This window comes from Shewanella sp. AS16 (assembly GCF_021412365.1).
GTDB lineage: Bacteria > Pseudomonadota > Gammaproteobacteria > Enterobacterales > Shewanellaceae > Shewanella > Shewanella salipaludis.
On the sequence record NZ_JAKCLK010000003.1, the window covers coordinates 436,932 to 461,766 of the forward strand.

At 54.9% G+C, this 24,835-nt stretch carries 14 protein-coding genes; 10 read left to right on the forward strand and 4 right to left on the reverse strand.

What is annotated here, in order from left to right; genetic code table 11:
* The first annotated feature begins 72 nt into the window (after positions 1 to 72).
* Positions 73 to 1,539 carry a ribosome biogenesis GTPase Der gene (der, locus tag LZP73_RS10515; RefSeq protein WP_169564203.1) on the forward strand — a complete coding sequence of 489 codons (1,467 nt, stop codon included), beginning with the start codon at positions 73 to 75 and terminating at the stop codon, positions 1,537 to 1,539.
* 326 nt (positions 1,540 to 1,865) lie between these two features.
* Here der and LZP73_RS10520 read toward each other — a convergent pair whose 3' ends face one another.
* Positions 1,866 to 2,717 (reverse strand): GNAT family N-acetyltransferase, encoded by an 852-nt coding sequence (locus tag LZP73_RS10520; RefSeq protein ID WP_234234890.1) that lies wholly within the window; start codon positions 2,715 to 2,717, stop codon positions 1,866 to 1,868.
* An 875-nt stretch (positions 2,718 to 3,592) separates the two neighbouring features.
* On the opposite strand from LZP73_RS10520, the gene LZP73_RS10525 reads away from it, so the two are divergent.
* Positions 3,593 to 6,010, forward strand: a complete 2,418-nt coding sequence (locus LZP73_RS10525) for a TonB-dependent receptor plug domain-containing protein (RefSeq protein ID WP_234234892.1) — start codon at positions 3,593 to 3,595, stop codon at positions 6,008 to 6,010.
* Between the two features lie 208 nt (positions 6,011 to 6,218).
* On the opposite strand, the gene xseA is transcribed toward LZP73_RS10525, so the two are convergent.
* On the reverse strand, positions 6,219 to 7,562 hold the full coding sequence (gene xseA / locus LZP73_RS10530; protein WP_234234894.1) for an exodeoxyribonuclease VII large subunit: 1,344 nt from the start codon (positions 7,560 to 7,562) through the stop codon (positions 6,219 to 6,221).
* Between the two features lie 120 nt (positions 7,563 to 7,682).
* Between xseA and guaB the strand changes: the two genes are divergently transcribed.
* The 5 genes from guaB (at position 7,683) to LZP73_RS10555 (ending at position 13,466) form a co-directional block, all read left to right on the forward strand.
* Positions 7,683 to 9,149: an IMP dehydrogenase gene (gene guaB / locus LZP73_RS10535; RefSeq protein WP_169564211.1), complete on the forward strand. Its 1,467-nt coding sequence runs from the start codon at positions 7,683 to 7,685 to the stop codon at positions 9,147 to 9,149.
* A gap of 143 nt (positions 9,150 to 9,292) precedes the next feature.
* The gene (guaA, locus tag LZP73_RS10540; protein ID WP_234234896.1) at positions 9,293 to 10,870 is read left to right on the forward strand and encodes a glutamine-hydrolyzing GMP synthase; all 1,578 of its coding nucleotides are present in this window, start codon (positions 9,293 to 9,295) and stop codon (positions 10,868 to 10,870) included.
* 522 nt (positions 10,871 to 11,392) lie between these two features.
* On the forward strand, positions 11,393 to 11,776 hold the full coding sequence (locus LZP73_RS10545) for a hypothetical protein (RefSeq protein ID WP_234234898.1): 384 nt from the start codon (positions 11,393 to 11,395) through the stop codon (positions 11,774 to 11,776).
* A 105-nt stretch (positions 11,777 to 11,881) separates the two neighbouring features.
* Positions 11,882 to 12,346, forward strand: a complete 465-nt coding sequence (locus tag LZP73_RS10550; RefSeq protein ID WP_234234900.1) for a DUF2846 domain-containing protein — start codon at positions 11,882 to 11,884, stop codon at positions 12,344 to 12,346.
* A 130-nt stretch (positions 12,347 to 12,476) separates the two neighbouring features.
* Positions 12,477 to 13,466 (forward strand): transposase, encoded by a 990-nt coding sequence (locus LZP73_RS10555; RefSeq protein ID WP_234234901.1) that lies wholly within the window; start codon positions 12,477 to 12,479, stop codon positions 13,464 to 13,466.
* Positions 13,467 to 13,696: 230 nt separating this feature from the next.
* Here LZP73_RS10555 and LZP73_RS10560 read toward each other — a convergent pair whose 3' ends face one another.
* Positions 13,697 to 14,911 (reverse strand): IS4 family transposase, encoded by a 1,215-nt coding sequence (locus tag LZP73_RS10560; protein ID WP_234234904.1) that lies wholly within the window; start codon positions 14,909 to 14,911, stop codon positions 13,697 to 13,699.
* 720 nt (positions 14,912 to 15,631) lie between these two features.
* On the opposite strand from LZP73_RS10560, the gene tadA reads away from it, so the two are divergent.
* Positions 15,632 to 16,189, forward strand: a complete 558-nt coding sequence (tadA, locus tag LZP73_RS10565; RefSeq protein WP_234234906.1) for a tRNA adenosine(34) deaminase TadA — start codon at positions 15,632 to 15,634, stop codon at positions 16,187 to 16,189.
* A 408-nt stretch (positions 16,190 to 16,597) separates the two neighbouring features.
* Here the strand turns inward: tadA and mltF are convergent, their stop codons facing one another.
* Positions 16,598 to 18,040, reverse strand: coding sequence for a membrane-bound lytic murein transglycosylase MltF (mltF, locus tag LZP73_RS10570; RefSeq protein ID WP_234235260.1), 1,443 nt, complete (start codon positions 18,038 to 18,040; stop codon positions 16,598 to 16,600).
* Positions 18,041 to 18,352: 312 nt separating this feature from the next.
* Between mltF and purL the strand changes: the two genes are divergently transcribed.
* Positions 18,353 to 22,234, forward strand: coding sequence for a phosphoribosylformylglycinamidine synthase (gene purL / locus LZP73_RS10575; RefSeq protein ID WP_234235261.1), 3,882 nt, complete (start codon positions 18,353 to 18,355; stop codon positions 22,232 to 22,234).
* Positions 22,235 to 23,264: 1,030 nt separating this feature from the next.
* Entirely contained in the window at positions 23,265 to 24,821 is a 1,557-nt protein-coding gene (locus LZP73_RS10580) for a cytochrome ubiquinol oxidase subunit I (RefSeq protein ID WP_234234908.1), read from the forward strand.
* The last annotated feature ends 14 nt before the right edge of the window (positions 24,822 to 24,835 follow it).

Sequence of the window (24,835 nt, forward strand, 5' to 3'; positions counted from 1 at the left end):
GGTGTTATCCTTGTAGAGCCCCTGGAAGTGTTCCGGGGGCTTTTTATTGAAAAGTTTTATAGAGGCAAAATCATGATCCCTGTAGTGGCCCTTGTGGGTCGGCCTAACGTAGGTAAATCGACCCTGTTTAATCGTCTCACCCGTACCCGAGACGCCTTGGTGGCTGACTTTCCTGGCCTGACCCGTGACCGTAAATACGGCCGGGCATTCCTGTCCGGCTACGAGTTTATCGTGGTCGACACCGGCGGTATCGACGGTACCGAAGAGGGGATCGAAACCAAGATGGCCGAACAGTCCCTGGCCGCGATCGAAGAGGCCGATGTGGTGCTCTTCATGACAGATGCCAGAGCCGGCCTGACCGCCGCCGATCTGGCGATCGCCCAGCACCTGCGCAGCCGTGAGAAGACCACCTTCGTGGTCGCCAACAAGGTCGATGGCATAGATGCTGATTCTGCCTGCGCCGAGTTCTGGTCTCTGGGGTTGGGTGAGGTCTACCAGATGGCCGCTTCCCAGGGCCGTGGTGTGACCAACATGATCGAATACGCTCTTGGGCCTTACGCCGAAGCCATGGGCATCACCCGTGACGGTGAAGAAGGCGAAGAGGTCGCCGAGCGTGAATTCACCGAAGAAGAAGCTGAAGCCGAACAGAAACGCCTGCAGGACCTGCCTATCAAGCTCGCCATCATAGGCAAGCCCAACGTCGGCAAGTCGACCCTGACCAACCGCATCCTGGGTGAAGAGCGGGTGGTGGTATACGATGAACCCGGCACCACCCGCGACAGCATCTATATCCCCATGGAGCGTGAGGGTCGCGAGTATGTGATCATAGACACGGCCGGGGTACGACGTCGCAGCAAGGTGCACCAGGTCATCGAGAAATTTTCTGTGATCAAGACCCTCAAGGCCGTCGAAGACGCCAACGTGGTGCTGCTGATCATAGATGCCCGCGAAGGCATTGCCGAGCAAGATCTCGGCCTGCTGGGCTTCGCCCTCAACGCAGGTCGCGCCCTGGTGATTGCGGTCAACAAGTGGGACGGCATAGATCAGAACGTCAAGGACAGGGTCAAGAGCGAGCTCGACCGTCGTCTGGGCTTCATCGATTTCGCCCGCATCCACTTCATCTCGGCGCTGCATGGCACGGGTGTCGGTCACCTGTACGAGTCCATCGAGGAAGCCTACGACAGCGCCACCCGCCGCGTCAGCACCTCAATGTTGACCCGCATCATGCAGATGTCCCAGGACGATCACCAGCCGCCCATGGTCAACGGTCGCAGGGTCAAGCTCAAGTACGCCCACGCAGGTGGTTACAACCCACCGATAGTGGTGGTTCACGGTAACCAGGTCAGCAAGCTGCCGGATTCCTACAAGCGCTACATGATGAACTACTTCCGCCGTTCGCTTAAAGTCATAGGCACGCCTATCCAGCTGCGCTTCCAGGAAGGGGAAAACCCTTTCGAGAACAACACTGAAAAGCTGACCATGAGTCAGGAGCGTCGCCGCAAGCGCGCCCTGAGTCATATCAAAGACAGAAAGAAATAAGCCATTAGCCGTTCGGCCGCTTGCAATGAAAAAGGAACCCCAGGGTTCCTTTTTTGTTGCCCGTATCCCATATGGAGAGTATGGAGAGTATGGAGAGTATGGAGAGTATGGAGAGTATGGAGAGTATGGAGAGTATGGAGAGTATGGAGAGTATGGAGAGTATGGAGAGTATGGAGAGTATGGAGGCATCCCTGCCGGGGCAAGCGTGCGGCGGCTCGGGCGCCTGATCCGTCGCACACTGTATGGGACTCCCTGGACAGCAAGGCACAGGCGATATCCGCCGGGAAGGCTATCTAGGCTGCCGCGGCCGCGTGTTGACCCAGAGATCAGCCAATTTCAAATGAAGTGATGCCGAAAATTTTATCTAAAGGCAGCTCGGGCGTTTCCCTGGTATACATGCGGGAGGTTTCGAAGACGAGCTGCATCTTGTGGCGTTCGGCCAGTTCCACAGCCGCAGGGTTGAGCTCTGATATGTCGAGGTAAATGGCGTCCGACGCCTCGACCTTGGCTTTTAATGCCTGAAACAATGACTCGGCCAGTTCTTGGCTATCGGCAAACAAGGGGCCTATCTTGTAGCCCTTGCGGCATGGGCGAATGACCCCATAGCCTGAGAGCGTACCGTTGCGCATTATGCCCAGGGCATGGCAGCCTGGCTGGTTGATCCAGGCCTTGATGAACTCGGGCCGCTCTGTGGGGAAAAAAGGGCGCTCGTAGGCGGCTAGGGCGTCGAAAGCGAGCCTGTCCAGTGGGATGATTTCCGGGTTTTCCGGCTGGCTGCCACCACCCAGCCCCTCGTAGCGTATGTTGCGGTAAGCCAATTTGAAGCCGGACTTCATATAATTGTCCTGTTGGGCCAGCACACCATCCAGGCCTATATTCCGGCCTTTTAGGTAGTCGAGCGCCGCATTCCAGAGTTGGATGCCGTATCCCTGGCCACGGTATTGAGGTTTCACAATATAGAAACCCACGAAGCCGAAAGATCCGGCGTAGCGAATGGCAGATATGCAGGCGATGGGCTCGCCGTCGAGCAGGCCCATGAGGAAGCCATCAGGATCGGCCTCATAGTAGCAAGCCGCATCATGCAGGCCTGGATTCCAACCTTCCTGTGCGGCCCATTCGATGGCGAGTGTGACTTCTTCCCGTGTCATGGTTCTTATGTTGTAGTGTTTCTGCTGCATTTTTCATCCTGGAAAATTTGGTGTGGTTTGCAGTTTGGTCTCATCTGGATAAGAAAGTAGTCTTGGCTGCGATGAGCTAATTCCTGGTTCAAGACTAATGGCGTGAAACCAAACGTCTGCGAGTATGGAACCTGTCCCTTTATAGCGGAAGCTTGGCGACTTGTCAGGCATAAGCCTGTGCCTACTTGGATATTGAATGCCAGAAACCTGCCAGGAAAGCCTGCAAGCGCCCGCTGTCGAGGTCACAGGCAGAGGGCGGGCAAACCGAGCATTCACCTTATCACCGGATGAGGCCAACCCCGCCATTCCCGGATCCTTTTTCTTGGGTTAAGCCATCTAAAACCGCCATATGTTGCGCATTTGTTGTAAATAAATTGAGTATTCTGTATTTATTCCGGCCAAACACTGAACATTTCTCTTGTCCTTAATGATAAAGTTGAAATGCATAATCACCACTTTGGCTTTGCCTTGAGTATGAATTGTGAGCGGTTGAATTCAGTGCTTGAGTGTCTCCATATTGTTGTTGCAACCCATAACTCGCAGTAATTAAATACAAAAGTAATGCAGCCTTGGATGCGAACAAAAGCTTCTCTGTTTGGGGTGAGAAATTTAAGTTTGCATAAAAAGGTGGATTGCTGGATTATTCACGCGTTTTGGTCTACGCCGGGGTTGTAACGCCTGTTGACAATAGCGTTACAGGATCACTAAATGTGCTTAACGCCTGGCGTGTTGGTCGAGTTTTATTTTGCGGCCGCATACCAGCTCCGGGCGCCAGCGGTAGAGCATCGAAAGCTTGAGGTTCGGTGCCGGATATTCGATGTCAGATATTCGATGTCAAATAATAATAAGACAGTTACTTTGAGTAAGGGAAGTTCATGACAACAAGCAGTTTTCCACTGAGTAAAATCAATAAATTGATCCAATTGGGGTTATTTGCCATGACGGGTACCTGCCTGCTGCCTGCGGCCCAAGCCGCAGAGGCCGATACTCAGGTTGTAGAGCAGAAGATAGAATCGATTTCCGTCATCGGCACCCGGCGTGCAGCCCGGGTCGATACCGACACCCCTGTGCCCGTAGACATAGTGCCCATGGATCAGATCGCCGCCAAGTCGGGCCAGCTGGACATTGGTCAGCTGCTTAACTTTGCCGCCCCTTCATTCAACTCCAACCGCCAGGCGGGTTCAGACGGCAGTGACCACATAGATGCGGCGTCACTGCGTGGCCTGGGACCGGATCAGGTGTTGGTGCTGATCAACGGCAAGCGCCGCCATACCTCTTCGTTGATCAACGTATTCGGCTCCCGTGCCCGTGGTAACGTCGGCACGGATCTCAACACCATTCCCGTGGTGGCGATCAAGCGCATAGAGATCTTGCGTGACGGTGCCGCCGCCCAGTATGGCTCAGATGCCATCGCCGGGGTCATCAACATAGTGCTCAAGGACAAGATTGGTCTCGATGCCTCGGTCACCACGGGGCAATACACCCAGGGCGATGGCCAGAGTAATCAGATTGCGCTCAATTATGGCGTCGAGCTGAACAAGGATGGCGGTTTTTTCAACGTCTCGGGTGAATACACCACCAGAGACAAGACCGACAGGGCCCCAGAGGGCGAGCATAGGGTGATAGGCGACTCAGATGTCGACAATGCCTCCATGATGTTCAATGCCGAGTTGCCGGTTGACGACAAGACCACTTTCTATGCTTTCGGTGGTCTCAACGATCGTCAGGGACTCGCCGGTGCCTGGTATCGTGCCCCCATAGATGAGCGCACTGTGCCAGAAATCTATCCCAACGGCTTCGTGCCCGACATAGGCACCAGCATAGACGACAAGTCGCTGGCCGTCGGTGTCCGCAGTGAGTTGCATGATTGGGCAATAGACTTCAGCAATACCTATGGCAACAACAAGATGAAGTATTTCATCAGCAACACGGCCAACGCCTCCCTGGGTGCCAGCAGCCCGACCAGTTTCGATGCCGGTGGCTTTCAGTTCAGCCAGAATACCACCAACATAGACTTCAGCCGGTATTTCGACGGTTTCGATGCCATCGAAGGGGTGAACGTCGCCTCAGGCCTGGAATATCGTAAAGAGTCTTACCAGATCTTCGCCGGTGAAGAGGGCTCCTGGAAAAACTACCAGCTGGCCGAATTTACCGATCCCGACACGGGTGAAGTCAGCAAGCGTCCGGGCGGCGCCCAGGGCTTCCCCGGCTTCCAGCCGAGCAACGAGTTGGATCGCAGTCGCTCCAACATCTCGGCCTATGTCGATCTCGAGTTTCAGCTGACGGCCGATACCCTGGTGACCTCTGCTATCCGCGGCGAGCACTACAGCGATTTTGGCAGCACGGTCAACGGCAAGCTGTCGTTTGCCAACTCCAGCCTGGAAGACATAGTACTGCGCGGCTCTGCCAGCACAGGCTTCAGGGCGCCTTCGCTGCAGCAGCGTTATTACAACCAGGTGATCACCGACTTCGTTGCCGGCCAGCCGGTCGATACCGTCTATGAATCCAACGATGGCAAACTGGCCAAGGCCTTGGGGATCCCCAGTCTGAAAGAGGAAGAGTCGGTCAACCTGTCACTGGGAATGACGGCCCGCCTGGGCGATGTCACTCTGTCTGTGGATGCCTATCAGATCAGCATCAAGGACAGGGTGGTGCTCACGGGTAAGTTCTACAGTGACGATCCCGACATAGGCCCTATCTTGCAGGATCTCAACGTGGGGGCGGCGCAGTTCTTCACCAACGCCATAGACACCAAGACCCGCGGCGTGGACTTGACCCTGAGCCATGAGATGGACTTGGGCGAAGGCAGCCTGAAGAGCTTCCTCAGCGCCAATTACAACAAGACGGAAGTCGACGGTCAGATCAAGACAGCCGGTCTGCTGCAGGGCAAGGAAGTGAACTACTTCGATGCCCGTGAGCGCTCCTTCCTCGAAGGCGGTGCCCCGGATACCAAGTTTGCCCTGTCGTTCGACTATGAACTGGGGGATTTCAGCACCAGCCTGCGCACCACCTACTTCGGTGATGTCAGCATGGGGACCTGGTCTGCGGAAGGCACGCCCTTCGATGCCGCAGATGTGCCGACCCAGTCCTATGGCGCCAAGTTCTCCACGGATCTCAGCTTTAGCTACAGGCTCAACGACAACCTGAGCTTCACGGTAGGCGGCAGCAACCTGTTCGATGTCTACCCGGACAAGCAAGATCCCGATGAGACTGAAACCGGTGGTTTATATGAATCCGTGCAGATGGGCTTCAACGGCGCCTATTACTATGCCCGGGCTTCATTGAGCTTCTAAGGCCAAACCAGCCATATCAACCAATGATAAAATGCCAGTCGTTAATACGACTGGCATTTTTTGTCTCTGGCCGCCCGGAGCGACGGGAACACTTGTGATGCTTTCTGCTATCAAACTGAACATATGACGTTTTTGGTTGAGGTGAATGGGCTGGCAAATTCCAGCCTCAAGCAGCAAGGCTCATTTTACACGGCTCATTCTACACGACTCATTCCGGCTCGACCGCCACCACGGTCGACACCAGGCTCCCCTTGTGCAGTCGGGTATGCAGGCTGCTGCCGACCGCCAGCTGGGATGCCGACTGCAGCACCCGGCCACTGGCATCCATGCTGATGCTGTAGCCCCGGCTCAGGGTCGACAGCGGGCTGACTGTCTCCAGCTTATGGGCGGCGTAACTGATACTTTGCTCGGCGCCCTTGAGCCTGTCCCGCATCGCCTCGTGCAGGCGCTCGCCCAGGTAGTCGAGCCTGCGCGCCTCTAACGCCAACCTGTGGCTCGGGGTGTGGGCCGCGAGTCGATTGGCCAGCTGCTGCTGTTTCAGCGTCAGCTTGTGCAGCCTATGTTCCAGGGCATTTTCCAGTCTGAGCTGCATCTCATCGAAACGCTGGGCGAACTGCTGCAGTCGGCGCTTGGGATCCTGGCGTTGCAGGCCATGCTCCAGCAAGCTGAGCTTGCGCTCCTGTTTGAGGCTGTAATGTTGCCAACTCTGTTGCAGCCGTGACAGCATGCCGGCCAGGCGCTGGGCCTTGTTGGCCGCATCCTGGGACAGGAGTTCGGCACCGGCCGAAGGCGTGGGGGCGCGGACATCGGCGACATAATCGCTGATGCAGGTGTCCACCTCATGGCCGACGGCGCTGACCACGGGCAGGGCGCTGTTGTATATGCAGTGCGCCAGGGCTTCGCTGTTGAAGCACCAGAGATCTTCCAGTGAGCCGCCGCCGCGGGTCAGCAGCAATACGTCCACTTCCAGACGCCGGTTGGCGATATCTATCGCCTGGCAGAGCTGCTCGGCGGCGCTATCGCCCTGGACCTGAGCCGGGTAGATCACTACTTCTATGGAAGGATCGCGCCGCGCCAGCACATGCAGCACGTCGCGGATGGCGGCGCCGGTGGGAGAGGTGATGACCCCTATGCGCTGAATGTTCTGCGGCAGTGGCCTCTTGGTGTCGGCGGCAAATAGCCCTTGGGCGGCCAATTTCATCTTCAGCACTTCGTATTGCTGTGCCAATAGGCCGTCGCCGGCGGGCAGCATGGATTCGATCAACAGCTGGTAATCGCCCCTGGGCTCGTAGACGCTGATGGCGCCCTTGACCAGCACTTGCTGACCGTTGGCGGGCCGAAAGCCGACGCCTTGGTTGCGACCCTTGAACATGGCGCAGCGGATCTGCGAGGCACTGTCTTTGAGGGTCAGGTACCAGTGGCCGGAAGAGGGCGCAGAAAAGTTGGAGATCTCGCCATTGAGCCAGATCTTGCCCAGCTGGCCTTCCAACAGCCGCCGTACTTCACCGTTGAGCCGCGAGACGGTATAAACATTGTTTTCAGTGATTTTCATGGTTTTTCGGGCTCAAATGGAAATTTTTACTATTTTCCATTTACCAAGCCCAGTATGCAAGGTATAATCCCGCCGCAATATTTCACCTCTAAATCCTACTCAACTGGGGAGATGTTGCCAATGCTACGTTTAATTAAAGAAGCGCTTACCTTTGACGATGTGTTACTGGTTCCAGCGCACTCGACCGTCCTCCCAAATACCGCCGTCCTCAAGACTCGCCTGACCAATAAGATTGAATTGAACATTCCACTGGTGTCTGCCGCCATGGATACTGTCACCGAAGCGCGCCTGGCGATTGCCATAGCTCAGGAAGGTGGCTTAGGTTTCATTCATAAAAACATGAGTATTGAGCAACAGGCCGAAGAAGTCCGCAAAGTAAAAATTTACGAAGCGGGCGTAGTACAGCAACCTGTCACAGTGACGCCATACACTACCTTGGCCGAACTGAAAATCCTCACCGAGAAGAATGGCTTCGCCGGTTATCCCGTGGTCAACAGTGCCAACGAGTTGATCGGGATCATCACAGGCCGTGACGTGCGTTTCGTCACCGACTGGAGCAAGACGGTCGAAGAAGTGATGACGCCAAAACCTCGGTTGATCACAGTCGCCGAAGGCACCAAGCTGGATGAAGTGCAGAAGCTGATGCATGCCCACCGCATCGAGAAAGTGCTGGTGGTCGACGACAACTTCAAGCTCAAGGGCCTGATCACAGTCAAAGACTTCGAAAAAGCCGAACGTAAGCCCAACGCCTGTAAGGACGAGCTGGGCCGCCTGCGTGTCGGTGCCGCCGTCGGTGCCGGTGCCGGCAACGAAGCGCGTGTCGATGCCCTGGTCAAGGCGGGTGTCGACGTGCTGCTCATCGACTCTTCCCATGGTCATTCCGAAGGCGTGCTGCAACGCATACGTGAAACCCGTGCCAAGCATCCGGATCTGCAAATCGTCGGCGGCAACGTTGCCACCGCCGAAGGCGCAGTGGCCCTGGTCGAGGCCGGCGTCAACGCGGTCAAGGTCGGCATAGGCCCAGGCTCCATCTGTACTACCCGTATCGTTACCGGTGTGGGTGTGCCGCAGATCACCGCAGTCTCAGATGCGGCAGAAGCCATGAAATCCCTGGGCATTCCCGTCATCGCCGATGGCGGCATACGTTTCTCCGGCGATCTGGCCAAGGCGCTGGCGGCAGGTGCTTCCTGCATCATGGCCGGCTCCATGTTTGCCGGTACGGATGAAGCCCCGGGTGAAACCGAACTCTATCAGGGTCGTGCCTACAAGTCTTACCGTGGCATGGGCTCTCTGGGCGCCATGAGTCAAGGTTCATCGGATCGTTACTTCCAGACGGATAACGCCGCCGACAAGCTGGTCCCCGAGGGCATCGAAGGCCGCGTACCTTACAAGGGCAAGATCAAGGAAATCATTCACCAGCACATGGGCGGTCTGCGTTCATGCATGGGCCTGACTGGCTGCGCCACCATCAAGGAATTGGGTGAGAAGGCCCAGTTTGTCAAGGTGACCTCTGCCGGTATGGGTGAGTCCCACGTCCACGACGTGACCATCACCAAGGAAGCGCCTAACTATCGCTCCGGTTCATAACAGAGTTTAACAGGGCGGCGCGGGTCGCCCTTCGTTTAGCTGGCTCCCGGCATCTTCTGCCCGAGCCGGCAAACGTTAGCCGTTAACTGTTTGAGTGGAAACTTAAACGGGATTTCAGACAACTAGATAGATGAAGGTTATCCATGAGCAATATTCATGAGCACAAGATACTGATCCTAGATTTCGGTTCTCAGTACACGCAACTGATTGCCCGCCGTATCCGTGAGATAGGCGTTTATTGTGAACTCTGGGCCTGGGATGTGAGCGAAGCGCAAATTCGCGAGTTCGCGCCAAACGGCATCATTCTCGCCGGTGGCCCAGAGAGTGTCACCGCCGATCACTCACCCCGCGCCCCCGAATACGTGTTCAGCGCCGGTGTGCCTGTACTGGGGATCTGCTACGGCATGCAGACCATGTCCGAGCAGCTGGGCGGCAAGGTCATTCAGGGCATAGGCGAAGGCGAATTCGGTTACGCCCAGATCGAGGTCCTGACGCAATCTGAGCTGTTCAAGAGCATAGAAGATGCGGTCAGCGAGGATGGCAAGCCACTGCTGGACGTGTGGATGAGCCACGGCGACAAGGTCTCGGCCATCCCCGAAGGTTTCGTTGCCGTCGCCAAGACAGATACCTGTCCCTTCGCGGCCATGGCCAACGAAGACAAGCGCTTCTACGGCGTGCAGTTCCACCCCGAGGTGACCCACACACGTCAGGGCATGCGCATGCTGTCGCATTTTGCCCTGGACATCTGTGGCTGCGCCGCCAACTGGAAACCCGCCTCCATCATAGAAGATGCCATAGCGCGTTTGAAAGCCCAGATAGGCGACGATGAAGTCATCCTCGGCCTGTCCGGCGGCGTCGACTCTTCCGTGGTGGCCATGCTGCTGCACCGCGCCATAGGCAAGAAGCTGACCTGTGTGTTCGTCGATAACGGCCTGCTGCGTCTCAACGAAGCCGAGCAGGTGATGGAGATGTTCGGCGATCACTTCGGCCTCAACATCATCCATGTGGATGCGGAAAATCGCTTCCTGGATGCCATGAAAGGCGAGGCGGATCCCGAAGCCAAGCGCAAAATCATAGGTCGGGTGTTCGTCGAAATCTTCGACGAGCAAGCCAAGAAATGCGTCAACGCCAAGTGGCTGGCCCAGGGCACCATCTACCCCGATGTCATAGAATCCGCCGGCAGCGCCACAGGCAAGGCCCATGTGATCAAGTCGCACCATAACGTCGGCGGCCTGCCGGACGACATGGAAATGGGCCTGGTCGAGCCGCTGCGTGAGCTCTTCAAAGACGAAGTGCGCAAGATAGGCCTGGAACTGGGCCTGCCTTACAACATGCTTTACCGTCATCCTTTCCCTGGTCCTGGCCTGGGAGTGCGGGTGCTGGGTGAAGTGAAGAAGGAATACTGTGACCTGCTGCGCCGCGCCGATGCCATCTTCATCGAAGAGCTGCACAAGGCCGATCTCTACAACAAGGTCAGCCAGGCCTTCACCGTATTCCTGCCGGTGCGCAGCGTAGGCGTGATGGGCGACGGTCGCAAGTACGACTGGGTCGTGTCACTGCGTGCGGTGGAAACCATAGACTTCATGACAGCCCACTGGGCGCACCTGCCGTACGACTTCCTCGGCCGGGTGTCCAACCGCATCATCAACGAGATAGACGGCATCTCCCGCGTGGTGTACGACATCTCCGGCAAGCCACCGGCAACTATCGAGTGGGAATAAGCCGGGAAGGCTTATAGCAAGTGAAAAGTAAAAAAAGGCGCTCAGGCGCCTTTTTTTGCGCCTTAATCAGTTGCAAGAAAGCGTGTTGGACATTTTCGGCGTGAGTCTATTGGATGCTCTGGGAGTATCTGAGTTCATTCTGGCAGGTGCAGCTACTGTTGCGAGACGCCGCAGGTACAATCCCTGTAGGCTCTGGGATTTCATCCTTGAAATCCAAGCTCGCAGCCGCAACTGCACCTTCGCTATGGGAGCTTGTCTTTTCGACTTATTCCTAGGCTACTCTCGTGTCTGTTATTTCTCTGTTTGAGTTCCCAAATTTTTTACTTGCGATTAACCAGCCAGGCCTGCCAAGATACTGTGTCAGGTGTTTTGGCCAATGACCGTATTCAGCAAATAATACAAAAATTTAGCGATGCGAATTTTTAGCCTTTAAATGAGTAAAATGCGCATGCGCACTATACAGCTGTTACTTAGACTATGAATACATTTCGATTTAACGACTCACTTTACAAAAAGTACAACTTGAAAATGCTGTGTATTACCGCACCGGTAGTTTTGGTTTTTTATGCCCTAATCGAAGAATTGGGTTTACCGAATTTTGTTATTGCTGTGGTAATCTTCATATGCTGGCTCATCGTAAATCGGCCAATGTCTCTGATGCTAGATGATAATAAATATCGTTCTGATATCGAAGTAACGACAAGCACAAATGAAATAACCGTACTTAATCCGAAAACACATTATAAATTTACGAAACTGTATTCTGATATTGCGGAAGCTAAGAGCTACAACTACTTTGGTATGCCTATCATCAAATTGATATTTCAAGGAAATGAAGTGATTCATTTTGTCGGCTTAGAATCTAGCGACAGGCTGTTTGATATTGTGAGCAAGCGTCTTAAGTAACAAGTGCTTCAGGTTTGACTTCGTGCTGCTGCGCAGCACGAAGTTGGGAAGCTGGCGCCATCGCCCCTCAAGCAAACGTTAATTTTAGTACAGGGAACTTTGTTGATGTTTAAGAACTTTATTTTTTCGTTGGTTATGATTGCATCGCTTACAGGTTGCAGTGCAACAGGCCCAAAATTCACTCAAACGGAAGCGCCCAAGGCCAATCAAGCTAAGGTTTATTTCTATCGTCCCAAGGCCATGCTGGATGGTGCAGCCGCTCCAACAGTGCAGATAAATGGTGTTGATAGTTTTAATATCAGCAACGGCGGCTACCAGGTTTTGGATCTTAATCGTGGCGAAACGGTAATCTCGGTCAAAGAAGGCGGGTTTGTGTCCAATTGGCGTGCCGGGTCATTGCAAATCTCTTTCGACGCTCAAGCTAATCACACCTATTTTGTTCGCTTAACGGCTGAACTTGCCAATGCAGCATATCTTGGAGGCATAGTGAGTATTTCTGGTAATTACTCGCTTGGACTGGTTAATCAAGAAACCGCATTAAAAGAGTTGCATGAAACTAAGAAAAACTAAAAAAAGAAGATGGGACATCCAAATCTTTTTGTGCTTTTAAAAAAGAAGATGGGACATCCAAATCTTTTTGTGCTTTTGGGCCTGTCTGACTAGGCTTTGAGGTATCCCCTTTTGCCTGCCGAGGCTTGCCATGACTACTGCTCGTCGCCAATTGATTGATGCCGAAAGTACGCCCTTCTACCACGTGATTAATCGCTGTGTCCGAAGGGCGTTTTTGTGTGGCGAAGATGTGCTCACCGGGCGCAGTTACGAGCACAGGCGTGGCTGGATAGTCGATAAAATCAGGCGGTTGTCGTCGGTATTCTGCATTGATGTCTGTGCTTATGCTGTGATGTCAAATCACTATCATCTGGTGCTGAAAATCGACCTTGCCGCTCAAAAGGGCCTGGCTCCATTTGATGTGGTTGCACGCTGGACGACGCTGTTTGCGGGCAATGCCATTGCGACAAGATTTCTTAAAGGCGATAGCTTGTCCGAAGGCGAGCGAATGCTGCTCGACAGCCTGGTTGCTGAATGGCAAGAGCGGCTTGGCAGTGTGAGTTGGTTTATGCGCTGCCTCAATGAAGAGATTGCCCGTAAAGCCAATCGGGAAGATGGCTGCAAAGGGGTATTCTGGGAAGGGCGCTTTAAGTCTCAGGCACTCTTGGATGAGCAGGCGCTGCTTGCCTGTATGATGTATGTGGATTTAAATCCGATTCGTGCGGGTATTGCAGACTCGCTGCAAGGGTCTGATTACACTTCGATTCAGGAGCGGATTGAAGCGCTTGCGCAACAAAAGCCAGTTAGTGTGTCACTCAAACCTTTACTGCCTTTCGATGGTGCGGCCGTAGCCGCCGGACAAAGCGGTATTCCGTTTCACTTTGCCGATTATCTGGCATTGATTGACTGGACCGGTCGTGCTGTACGCGAAGATAAGCGTGGCTTTATTGATGGTACCCGCCCCAAATTGCTCACTGAACTGGGTATCAGCGAAGATGCCTGGGTCACTTCCGCCAAAGAGTTTCGCCGTCAATACAGCGGCATCAGCGGTAGATGGGATGCCATGTGTGCCATGAAAGCCAAATCCGGTGGCAAATGGTGCCGAGGCAAGCAGCAGAGTGAAGCACTGCATCCAGGCTGACCATCCAGTCCCTGATTGAGGCATTTTTACGACGACTGAGGTTTATCAGTGCATTGGTGCATTCAATCCTTGGCGCATTAACCAACTCAATCCCCGACAACCTTACCTTTGATGTGTTTGTTACCCCGTGACCGGTGAATCAGGGACTGACGGACTCTGTTCAGGATGTTTTATTACCGGGCAAAAGTGTTTAGGCTGTCCTTAAAATTAGGTTTAGGCTGTCCTTAAAATTAGGTTTCAGCTATAAATTTCACCGCCCAAGCCACGTCAGCAACAAGCTGACCTCTGGCTTGCTGCGCTAAGGATTTCATTATTGGCTCAAACCATCCTATTGGTGTTTTAGCCATCTTGAACATGGATAACCTGAGCATGGCTTTCGCTGCGCCAGCCCGGCAAAGGTAGCGTTTTACCAATAAACTGAGCAGGCTCGACCAAATTAACCCTTCCGCTAAGTGGGGTTGGCGGGTGGAAAAGCGTTTGAGGTTGTTGTGGCTCTTCCATTCTTTGAACAACAACTCCACTTGCCAGCGCAGCCGATACAACTTGCTGATGTCTTCAACACTGAAACGACTTCTCGGGAGGTTGGTCAGCCAGCACAGGTAGCGTTTTTCTTCCTTGTGCCAGATGGCGACCATGCGGCATTGATACTGCTTCCACGCCACATCCAGATCAACTAATACACGTTTTCTACCGCTTGATTTCAGTACCTCTTTCAGCGATTTGTTTGCCATTTTGTCTATTACCTTCCCCTTGTTATCAATGGCTCGAACGACGCTTGGGTTGAGATGTTTTGCCCCGCGCATCAAGAAATAGCCGCCGTGACGGGCCAATGCCGCAAAGTAATTCAGATCCATATAACCGGCATCGGCCAGCAGCAGGGTATCTGTCAGGGCTTCAGCCTTGGGCAGATGAGCACGTTCCGAGCTGCGATCCGGCGTCAGTGTCAGACTGACAGGTTGCTCGGACAGCAATGACATTGTCATGTGACATTTCACCGACGCCGGGGAAGGCAACATAAACCGATTGGGGTAAACGTCGGCCAGTTCAGGATGCAACACCACAGAGGAGCCATCCTGGATAAGAATGTCCTTGAACCGACTCAGTTTGGCAGGCAATGCTTGCTGGAACTGGGTTTGCAACAGTGCCATCGCTCTGCAGGTCACGCGTTGAACAAACTCGGCAAATTCTTGTTTACGCAGCTGGTTATGAAAGGGTTTATAGGCGACATTCAGAGTCGTATCCATGCCTATCCCATTGAAAGTGCGGTGCAGAGTTGCAATGGAATCAACGGAAGCATCCCCCATAGCAGAGACCAGGCTGGTCAGTAGCGGTAAAGGCTGAATGGCCCGCAATCTGCGGCAAAATCCCTGCTCTCTGGCGGTTTTGTTAAGATAATTTTCACTGAACAGTTGGCTTAAACGTTCGGATATGGAGCCGTGCTGCACGGCTCTTCGTCTGTGTGGTTTTGTTTGGCGACTAAATCAGATCACAGCAAGAGCCATTTTTCTATCTATTTCAGCAACTTTTACTAAAGATCCTGTCTATGAGGCTGTCCTTAAAATTTTGTTAAAATTCTCTGTCCCTGATTGAGGCATTTTTACGACGACTGAGGTTTATCAGGGCGCTTGTGCACTCAATCCTTGGCGCATTAGCCATCTCAATCCCCGACAACCTTACCTTTGATGCGTTTGCTACTCCCGTGACTGATGAGCCAGGGACTGACGGACTCTGTTCGGGATGTTTTATTACCGGGTAAAAGAGTTTAGGCTGTCCTTAAAATTGTTTTTTACCGGCAAAAGAGTTTAGGCTGTCCTTAAAATTGCGTCCCCCATAGCAGAGACCAGGCTGGTCAGTAGCGGTAAAGGCTGAATGGCCCGCAATCTGCGGCAAAATCCCTGCTCTCTGGCGGTTTTGTTAAGATAATTTTCACTGAACAGTTGGCTTAAACGTTCGGATATGGAAATATGCTGCACGGCTCTTCGTCTGTGTGGTTTTGTTTGGCGACTAAATCAGATCACAGCAAGAGCCATTTTTCTATCTATTTCAGCAACTTTTACTAAAGATCCTGTCTATGAGGCTGTCCTTAAAATTATGACAAATCAACGGCTGCGGTGAAACTCAAGTGAGCACTTGGTATACTGCGGTGCTGAAGTCGATAAGAGTTAATGGACAAAGTGGAAAATCAATCTCAATCTAAGGCAACGGAACTGACCCAAGAGCAGCAAGACGAGCATTGGATGCGGCTGGCGCTCGATTTGGCCGCCGAGGCCGAGAACCAAGGGGAAGTGCCGGTCGGCGCCGTGCTGGTCAAGGGCGGCGAGCTTATAGCCTCAGGTTTCAATTATTGCATAGGTCTCAAGGATCCCAGTGCCCATGCCGAGATGCAGTGTCTGCGTGAGGCGGGGCAAGTGTTGCAAAATTATCGCCTGCTGGATACCACCTTGTATGTCACCCTGGAGCCCTGTGCCATGTGCGCCGGCGCCATGGTGCACAGCCGCATTGCCCGCCTGGTGTTCGGCGCCAGGGATGAGAAGACCGGCGCCGCAGGTACAGTGGTGAACCTGGTGCAGCATTCGGCATTCAATCATCAGCTGGCGGTGACGGCCGGAGTGATGGAGGCTGTGTGCAGCGAGCAGTTGAGTCAATTTTTTCGCCGTCGCCGCAAGGAACAGAAGGCGTTGAAGAAAGCCGCCAAGGCCAGCCAACTCACTCAGGCTGGCTAGTTCAATGCCGGGCCCGACGCTTGGCTTGTTGCCGGGTCTTGCTTGTTCTCTGAATGAGTCGGTGGATTGGACGTCGGAGCTGGGGGCCGCTCCGAGCCTGGGCTTGCAGTCAGTCCTGTACCTGGAGAAAGGTAAAAAATAACTTTTGTCGGTTCAGAATGCGTCTGTGGCGTATCTTGAGCAGGGTGCGGCGTCTGGCGGCGGTATTGTTTATGCTTCTTCTTTTCATCTCAAACCTCTTATCTTAAACGTTTGATCTTAATTAAAAGTCTGGTCTCAAACGTTTGCAGTGCAAGTTCATTCTCATCGGCCATTGGCGGCCTATGCCTGAACCGTCAACGACAGTAACAGTTGCCCCGGCTGCAGGCAAGCACGCAGGTTTATCGGCAACTGTTTACCCCGGGATGCTCAGCGGGGGAGTTTGGGCTCGGCGAGCGGCACCTCGTTGGGCCCGTCCCCGGAAAGCGCCACCGGCTGGGGTTCTGCCGGCGTCAGAGTGCCCGGCTGGGCTGTCACTTCCAGATGCCGTTCCTGATTGTCTATCCACACCAAGGTATCGTAATAACGGCGAATGCTGTCGACATAATGCACCGCCTCGCTGCCTCTGGCGTAGCCGTAGCGTGTCTGCTGGTAGTATTTGCGCTTTTGCAACAAAGGCAGCACCTTCTTGATGTCACGCCAGGCGCTGGGATTGAGATCCATCTGGTCGGCGAGCTTTCTGGCATCTTCCACATGTCCCATGCCTATGTTGTAGGAGGCCAGGGCGAACCAGATGCGTTGGTTCTCCGGGATGGAGTCGGGCAGGCGATCCATTATGTCTGCCAGGTAAATGGCGCCGCCGCGTATGCTCTGTTCGGCGTCGAGCCTGTTGCTGATCCCCACACGTTTCGCGGTGGGCATGGTGAGCATCATCATGCCCCTGACCCCGGTGGGCGAGCGGGCATTGGGATCCCAGTGGGACTCCTGGTAGCTGGTTGCCGCCAATTTGCGCCAATCCAGGGTGCCTGCATAGGACTCGAACAGCTTGCGGTACCTGGGCAGCACCCTGTCTATGGCGCGGATGAAGGCCCGGGTATCGACATAATCGAAACGTTTGACGTGACCGAAGTATTTCTCGTTGAGATGTGCCAGGGTACCGGCCCTTTGCTCGCTATGCCAGAAGGCCAGCAGCTGGCTCATCAGGATATCGCTGCCCTGTGGGGCCAGCAGCCATACCACATCCAGCCCCTGTTCCAGGATCATGCCGTCCCTGAGCTCCGGCAGGTAGCGGCGGTTGATCTGCAGGCTGGTGGAGTCGGTTATTGTGTAGTCCAGCTCACCGTTGGCTATCATGGTCAGCAGTTCTTCATTGTCTTTGTCGTACACCTGTTCCCATAGCAGCTGGGGGTGATCTTGCTGCAACTGGGTGAGGGTATCGACGAAGGCGGAGTCGGCGATAACCGCTATGCTGCCTTCCAGCTGATCTATGGCCTGGGGCTGTGGCAGGCCCTCACGGTAGATCAACACCTGATTGACCTTGTAGAGCGGTGGCCCCAGGCGGAATTGTTCTTCACGGCTGGCGGTTTTGCTCATGCCGGCGGCTATGATGTCTATCTCCCCGGTTTTGAGTGCCCGATAGAGTTCGCTGCGGCTGGGATAGGGGGTCATGGTCATGGGCAGATGCAGATATTCGGCGAAACGGCTGGCCATCTCATAGTCGAAGCCGCTGAATCCCTGACCCGAATTCATGAAGATCTGCGGCCCGTAGAGGGTGCCGACCTTGAGTTCGACCAATGGGGCCTGAGGCGGGGCCAGGTCTATGTCCTCTATCCCGGCAGGTTGGCAGGCACTCAGCAGGCTGCATAGCAGCAGGGTAAGCCAGCGAGGGCGGCTGGGGCCGAATAGGAAGTAGGTAAACTTATTCAATATAATCAATTCAGTAGCTTGGCAATGCTGGGCTAGACAGCTTGTCGGGCTGGATTCTGGCTGAGGTGAGTCTGGGTATTTGTCATAGTGTCGACACCGCCTTTTTCTCAGTAGAATAATGTTTTCAGAAATAGATCCCTTTTATATCACAGGAAACTGGCTTTTGAGCAAGGTCAGCAGGTGATTTGTGGCCGACATTTCCTTATAATAGCGCCACCTTCGACCCTGCAATAATAAATAATAAGGTGAATAGACGTGATGGAGATCATCCGCGGAGCCCCTGCACTCTCGGCATTTAGGGTGCAAAAGCTGATGGAGGCCTGCGAAATCGCGGCGCTTCCGGTACGGCAAATCTATGCTGAGTATGTTCATTTGGCGGATTTGAATGAGTCGCTCGACACTAACGAACGTCAGCAACTCGAAAAAATTCTTACCTATGGACCGGCGATAGAATCCCATACGCCCCAAGGTTCACTTCTGTTTGTTACTCCCCGCCCCGGCACAATTTCCCCCTGGTCTTCAAAAGCAACCGACATAGCCCACAACTGTGGTCTGGGTAAGGTCAAGCGTCTGGAACGCGGCCTGGCCTACTATGTGGAGTCCGATGCCCTGAGCCAAGCGCAACAACAGACACTGAGCGCCCTGTTGCATGACCGCATGGTCGAAATCATCCTCGATGATTTTGCCAAGGCAGATGTGCTCTTTCGCCGCACCGAGCCGGCCGAGTTCAAGAGTGTCAACATTCTCGGCGAGGGCCGCCGTGCCCTGGAAGTGGCTAACACTCAGCTGGGACTGGCGCTGGCCGAAGACGAGATCGACTATCTGGTCGAAAACTTCGTGCGGCTCAAGCGCAACCCACACGACATAGAGCTGATGATGTTTGCCCAGGCGAACTCGGAGCATTGTCGTCATAAGATTTTCAACGCAGATTGGACCATAGATGGCGAAGTTCAGCCGAAATCTTTGTTCAAGATGATCAAGAACACCTTCGAAAAGACCCCGGATAACGTCTTGTCTGCCTATAAAGACAACGCCGCCGTGATGCAAGGTTCGGTTGCCGGACGCTTCTTCCCGGATCCCGATGGGGTTTACAGCTATCACACAGAGCCCATGCATGTGTTGATGAAGGTGGAGACCCATAACCATCCGACCGCCATCAGCCCATACCCGGGCGCAGCCACAGGCTCGGGCGGCGAGATCCGCGATGAAGGCGCCACCGGCCGTGGCTCCAAGCCCAAGGCAGGTTTGACAGGTTTCAGCGTATCCAACCTCAAGATCCCCGGCTTCGTTCAGCCTTGGGAAGGGGATTATGGCAAGCCTGAGCGCATAGTCAGCGCATTGGACATAATGACCGAAGGCCCATTGGGCGGCGCGGCGTTCAACAACGAATTCGGCCGTCCGGCGCTGGTGGGTTACTTCCGTACCTATGAGCAGCAGGTCAGCAGCCACAATGGTGTCGAAGTGCGCGGTTATCATAAGCCGATCATGTTGGCCGGTGGTCTGGGCAACATTCGCGAAGATCATGTACAGAAAGGTGAAATCACGGTCGGCGCCAAGCTGATAGTGCTGGGTGGCCCGGCGATGAATATAGGTCTGGGTGGCGGCGCAGCCTCGTCCATGGCCTCGGGCCAGTCGAGCGAAGATCTGGACTTCGCCTCGGTGCAGCGTGAAAACCCTGAGATGGAACGCCGTTGTCAGGAAGTGATCGACCGCTGCTGGCAGCTGGGCGATGAGAACCCGATTCAGTTTATCCACGACGTGGGCGCCGGCGGTCTGTCGAATGCCTTCCCCGAGCTGGTGAACGACGGTGAGCGCGGTGGTTTGTTCAACCTGCGCAAGGTGCCATCCGACGAGCCCGGCATGAGTCCGCTGGAGATCTGGTGTAACGAATCCCAGGAGCGTTATGTGCTCTCGGTCGCACCGGAAAACCTGGCGCTCTTTAGCCAGATCTGTGAGCGCGAGCGCGCGCCATTCGCGGTTGTGGGTGAGGCCACCGCCGAGAAACATCTGACTCTGGCCGACAGCCATTTCGACAACAAGCCGATCGATCTGCCGTTGGAAGTCTTGCTCGGCAAGGCCCCCAAGATGAGCCGTGATGTGGTCAGCGCCAAGGCGCAATCGCCGGCGTTGGATCAGAGCAAGATTGACGTCAAAGAGGCGGTCAGCCGTATCCTGCGTCTGCCGACCGTGGCCGACAAGACCTTCCTCATCAGCATTGGCGACCGCACCGTGACCGGCCTGGTCAACCGGGATCAGATGGTCGGTCCCTGGCAGGTACCTGTTGCCGACTGCGCCGTGACCGCGGCCAGCTTCGACAGCTATGCCGGTGAAGCCATGTCGATCGGCGAGCGCACGCCGCTGGCACTGCTCGACTTCGGCGCCTCGGCGCGTATGGCGGTGGCCGAGTCTGTCATGAACATAGCAGGCACAGACATAGGCTCGTTCAAGCGTATCAAGCTGTCGGCCAACTGGATGTCGGCCGCCGGTCACCCGGGTGAAGATGCGGGTCTCTATGAAGCGGTCAAGGCCGTGGGTGAGCAGCTGTGTCCCGAGCTGGAGCTGACCATTCCCGTCGGTAAAGACTCAATGTCGATGAAGACGGCCTGGCAGCAGGATGGCGAGGAAAAAACCGTCACTTCACCCATGTCGCTGGTGATCACCGCCTTCGGTGTGGTGCAGGACATACGCAATACAGTGACCCCTGAGCTGCGCAGCGATAAGGGCGACACCGCCTTGCTGCTGCTGGACTTGGGTGCGGGCAAGAACCGCTTGGGCGGCTCTTGTCTGGCCCAGGTGTATGGTGAGCTGGGCGATGTGGCCCCGGATCTGGACGATGCCGCCCTGTTGCGCGGTTTCTTCGAGGTGACGCAGGCGCTGGTGGCCGACAAGGCGCTCATCGCCTATCACGACCGCAGCGACGGCGGCCTGTTCACTACCCTGGTGGAAATGGCCTTCGCCGGCAACACAGGTTTGGCAATCGATCTGGCGGGCCTTGCCGGCACGGATCTCGAGCGACTGTTCAATGAAGAACTGGGCGCTGTGATCCAGGTCGCTGCCGCCGAAGCCGAGGCCATCCAGGCCAAGTTTGCCGCGGCCGGGGTGCCTTGTCATTCGATAGGCACACTGGCGGGCGATCAGCTTGTCAGCATCAAAGACGGCGAGCGTGCCATCTTCAGCGACACCCGCATCGCTCTGCGTACCCTCTGGTCCGAGACCACCTACCGCATGCAGGCGCTGCGTGACAACCCTGAATGTGCGCTGGAAGAGTTCCAGCTGAAGCAGGATGCCAGCGACTTGGGGCTCACAGTCAAGCTCGGCTTCGATACCCGTGAAGATGTGGCCGCACCTTACATTCTCAAGGGGGCCGCCCCCAAGATGGCGATACTGCGCGAGCAGGGCGTTAACTCCCATGTGGAAATGGCGGCGGCGTTCGACCGTGCCGGCTTCGAGAGCCGCGACGTGCATATGTCGGATATCCTCTCGGGTCGCATCAGTTTGGATGAGTTCCAGGGGCTGGTGGCCTGTGGCGGCTTCTCCTACGGTGACGTGCTGGGTGCGGGTGAGGGCTGGGCCAAGTCGATCCTGTTCAACGACCGTGCCCGTGATGAGTTCTCGCGCTTCTTCGAGCGTGATGCCAGCTTCGCCCTCGGCGTCTGTAATGGCTGTCAGATGTTGTCTAATCTGAAGGAAATCATTCCCGGCAGCGAACATTGGCCACGTTTTGTGCGCAATCGCTCCGAGCGTTTCGAAGCCCGTTTCAGCCTGGTGGAAGTGCAGCAGAGTCCCTCTATCTTCTTCGAAGGTATGGCGGGTTCGCGCATGCCGATCGCCGTTTCCCACGGTGAAGGCTTGGCCGAGTTTGCCAGCCCGGAAGCGCTGGCCTTGGCCGAAGCCTCAGGCACTATTGCGTTGCGCTTCGTCAACGGCAAGGGTGAGATAGCGACCCAGTACCCGCAGAACCCCAACGGTTCGCCAAACGGCCTGACGGGGATCTGCAGCACGGATGGCCGCGTCACTCTGATGATGCCACACCCTGAGCGGGTATTCAGGACGGTCGCCAACTCCTGGCATCCGGATGCCTGGGGTGAAGACAGCCCCTGGATGCGTATGTTCCGCAACGCCAGGGTCAAGCTGGGCTGATGCCATGATGCTCTGGGTTAAGTCCTGAGCCGAAAAGCCAATCAAGAAAGGAGCGATTCATCGCTCCTTTTTTATTGCTCTTTTTATGGCCCAGCCTTATCGCCGGGCAGGCAAAAAAAAAGCCCCCAGTCTTATCCAGACAGGGGGCAGGTTTTGCGCTAACAAAACTCAAGGTAAATCAGCGCGCCTCGTTTAGCTTTACGGCAAGTTAGCCTTATAGCTCTTTAGCAGTGTATAACTCAACGAAGACACGTTTGTAACTGTTAACCAGACGTTCGAATAAGTTTGTCATATCAATTTCCCCACACCAAAAGTAATGTTTATGTGCGCGAAGTTGGGCTTGACTGGGCATAACCACCAGTACCACCAGACCGTCTCCCTAACACTGGGCATATAATAGGCGGCGGCCGCGTTATTCTCAAACGAGAAAAAATACATTTTGCTATTAATAAAACTAATCAATCATATTGGTGATTATATATTCACAGATTGCGCATTGTTAGTAAGTTTATGATTTTAAGTTGTTATTGTTTTGTTTTGTTATGGCTTGGTATTTTTTTATGGTTAGTGAAACTAGGGTTTATATTGTTGTTGCGCTGTTTTTCATGACCCAGGGCAGCTGGGGGGCGCTAACGCGTTAAACCCGCCGAAAGCCTGTGGCCTGGCTTGCTATCCCATAGTGACTCCTATGTCAATATCGCTTGGGGTGGAAGTGTGCCGCCGGCCGCAAACCCCGGCTAATCTATTGACTCAGATTGATTTACATCAATTTAAGGTGGTATAAATTGGCCTCCGTGGAGAATGTCCTGGCTATCACTGCAGGCCATTGAAGGTCTCTCACACCGGGTGTCATCGCTGTCAGCATGAGAGCCTTGACTCTGCTAGAGTTGGCAGGTAACAGCAGCCTGCCCGGATCCAGGATCGCCGGGCCTATGCCGGCAAGGCATGGGACATTTTAAGCTTCACTCTACTGCCGCTCTTCATGGTTCGGGAGAACCCAGCATAGGGCGCACCACCTAAGGAGTCACAGATGATAGTCGCAGAGGTTGTTGAGCTATCGCGCTTGCAGTTTGCGTTGACGGCCATGTACCACTTCCTGTTTGTTCCCTTGACCTTGGGGCTGGCATTCCTGCTGGCTATCATGGAATCCCTCTATGTGATGACGGATAAGCCCATCTACAAGGATATGACCAAGTTCTGGGGTAAGTTGTTCGGCATCAACTTCGCCCTCGGGGTCGCTACGGGTCTGGCGATGGAGTTTCAGTTCGGCACCAACTGGTCTTACTATTCCCATTATGTCGGCGATATCTTCGGTGCGCCGCTGGCGATGGAAGCCCTGATGGCCTTCTTCCTCGAGTCGACCTTCGTCGGCATGTTCTTCTTCGGCTGGGACAGGTTCACCAAGCGTCAGCATTTGGCGGTAACTTGGCTGGTGGCCTTCGGCTCCAACATGTCGGCCCTGTGGATCTTGATCGCCAACGGCTGGATGCAGAACCCTGTGGGATCTGTGTTCAACTATGAAACCATGCGGATGGAGATGACCAGTTTCGCCGAGGTGGTGTTCAACCCCGTCGCCCAGGTCAAGTTCGTCCACACTGTGGCATCGGGTTATGTCGCCGGCGCCATGTTCGTGCTGGCCATCAGCGCTTTCTACATACTCAAGAAACGTGACCTGCCGTTCGCCCGGCGCTCATTCGCGATCGCCGCCAGCTTCGGCATGGCCTCCATCCTCTCTGTGATAGTGCTGGGTGATGAGTCGGGTTATAAGATAGGCGAGGTGCAGCGGGTCAAGCTGGCGGCTATCGAAGCCGAGTGGCACACTGAGCCGGCCCCGGCGTCTTTCACCGCGGTGGGTTTCCCCAACCAAGACACGATGCACACGGATTATGCCATCAAGATCCCCTATGCCATGGGCATCATAGCCACCCGTTCCCTGGATGAGGAAGTCACGGGCCTGACAGATCTGATAGCAGATCATGAAGTGCGCATCCGCAACGGCATCCTGGCCTACAGCATGCTGGAGAAGCTGCGCGCTGGCGATGAGTCGCCCGAACTGAGACAGGCATTCGAGTGGGCCAAGGCGGATCTGGGTTATGGTTTGCTGCTCAAACGCTACACGGACAAGGTGGTGGATGCCAGCGAGGCGCAGATCAAGGCGGCCGCGCAGGACTCAATTCCCAAGGTGGCACCTATCTTCTGGAGCTTCCGGGCCATGGTGGGCAGCGGTATGATCATGCTGCTGGTGTTTGCGGCGGCCTTCTGGCAGAGCACCAGACATAAGATAGAAGAGAATAAGTGGGTGCTGAGGGCGGCACTCTACAGCCTGCCTCTGCCATGGGTGGCGATAGAGAGTGGCTGGTTTGTCGCCGAGTCCGGGCGTCAACCCTGGACCATCTCCGAAGTCCTGCCGACCTTCATGTCTGCGTCCAGCCTGACACCGGCCGATGTCTGGTTCAGCATCATCTCCATCACGGTGTTTTACAGTATTTTGTTGGTGATAGAGGTCTACTTGATGCTGAAGTTTGTCAGGCTCGGCCCCAGCAGCATGAAAACCGGGCGTTATCACTTCGAGACGCTTGAGGCCTAAACAGAGGATTTCGT

Bases quoted from the DNA above. Each gene is read 5' to 3' on its own strand.
- guaA (WP_234234896.1), top strand. From the start codon at position 9,293: ATGAGCAATATTCATGAGCACAAGATACTGATCCTAGATTTCGGTTCT.
- LZP73_RS10550 (WP_234234900.1), top strand. From the start codon at position 11,882: ATGTTTAAGAACTTTATTTTTTCGTTGGTTATGATTGCATCGCTTACA.
- guaB (WP_169564211.1), top strand. From the start codon at position 7,683: ATGCTACGTTTAATTAAAGAAGCGCTTACCTTTGACGATGTGTTACTG.
- purL (WP_234235261.1), top strand. From the start codon at position 18,353: ATGGAGATCATCCGCGGAGCCCCTGCACTCTCGGCATTTAGGGTGCAA.
- LZP73_RS10520 (WP_234234890.1), bottom strand. From the start codon at position 2,717: ATGCAGCAGAAACACTACAACATAAGAACCATGACACGGGAAGAAGTC.
- tadA (WP_234234906.1), top strand. From the start codon at position 15,632: ATGGACAAAGTGGAAAATCAATCTCAATCTAAGGCAACGGAACTGACC.
- xseA (WP_234234894.1), bottom strand. From the start codon at position 7,562: ATGAAAATCACTGAAAACAATGTTTATACCGTCTCGCGGCTCAACGGT.
- LZP73_RS10525 (WP_234234892.1), top strand. From the start codon at position 3,593: ATGACAACAAGCAGTTTTCCACTGAGTAAAATCAATAAATTGATCCAA.
- LZP73_RS10555 (WP_234234901.1), top strand. From the start codon at position 12,477: ATGACTACTGCTCGTCGCCAATTGATTGATGCCGAAAGTACGCCCTTC.
- der (WP_169564203.1), top strand. From the start codon at position 73: ATGATCCCTGTAGTGGCCCTTGTGGGTCGGCCTAACGTAGGTAAATCG.
- LZP73_RS10580 (WP_234234908.1), top strand. From the start codon at position 23,265: ATGATAGTCGCAGAGGTTGTTGAGCTATCGCGCTTGCAGTTTGCGTTG.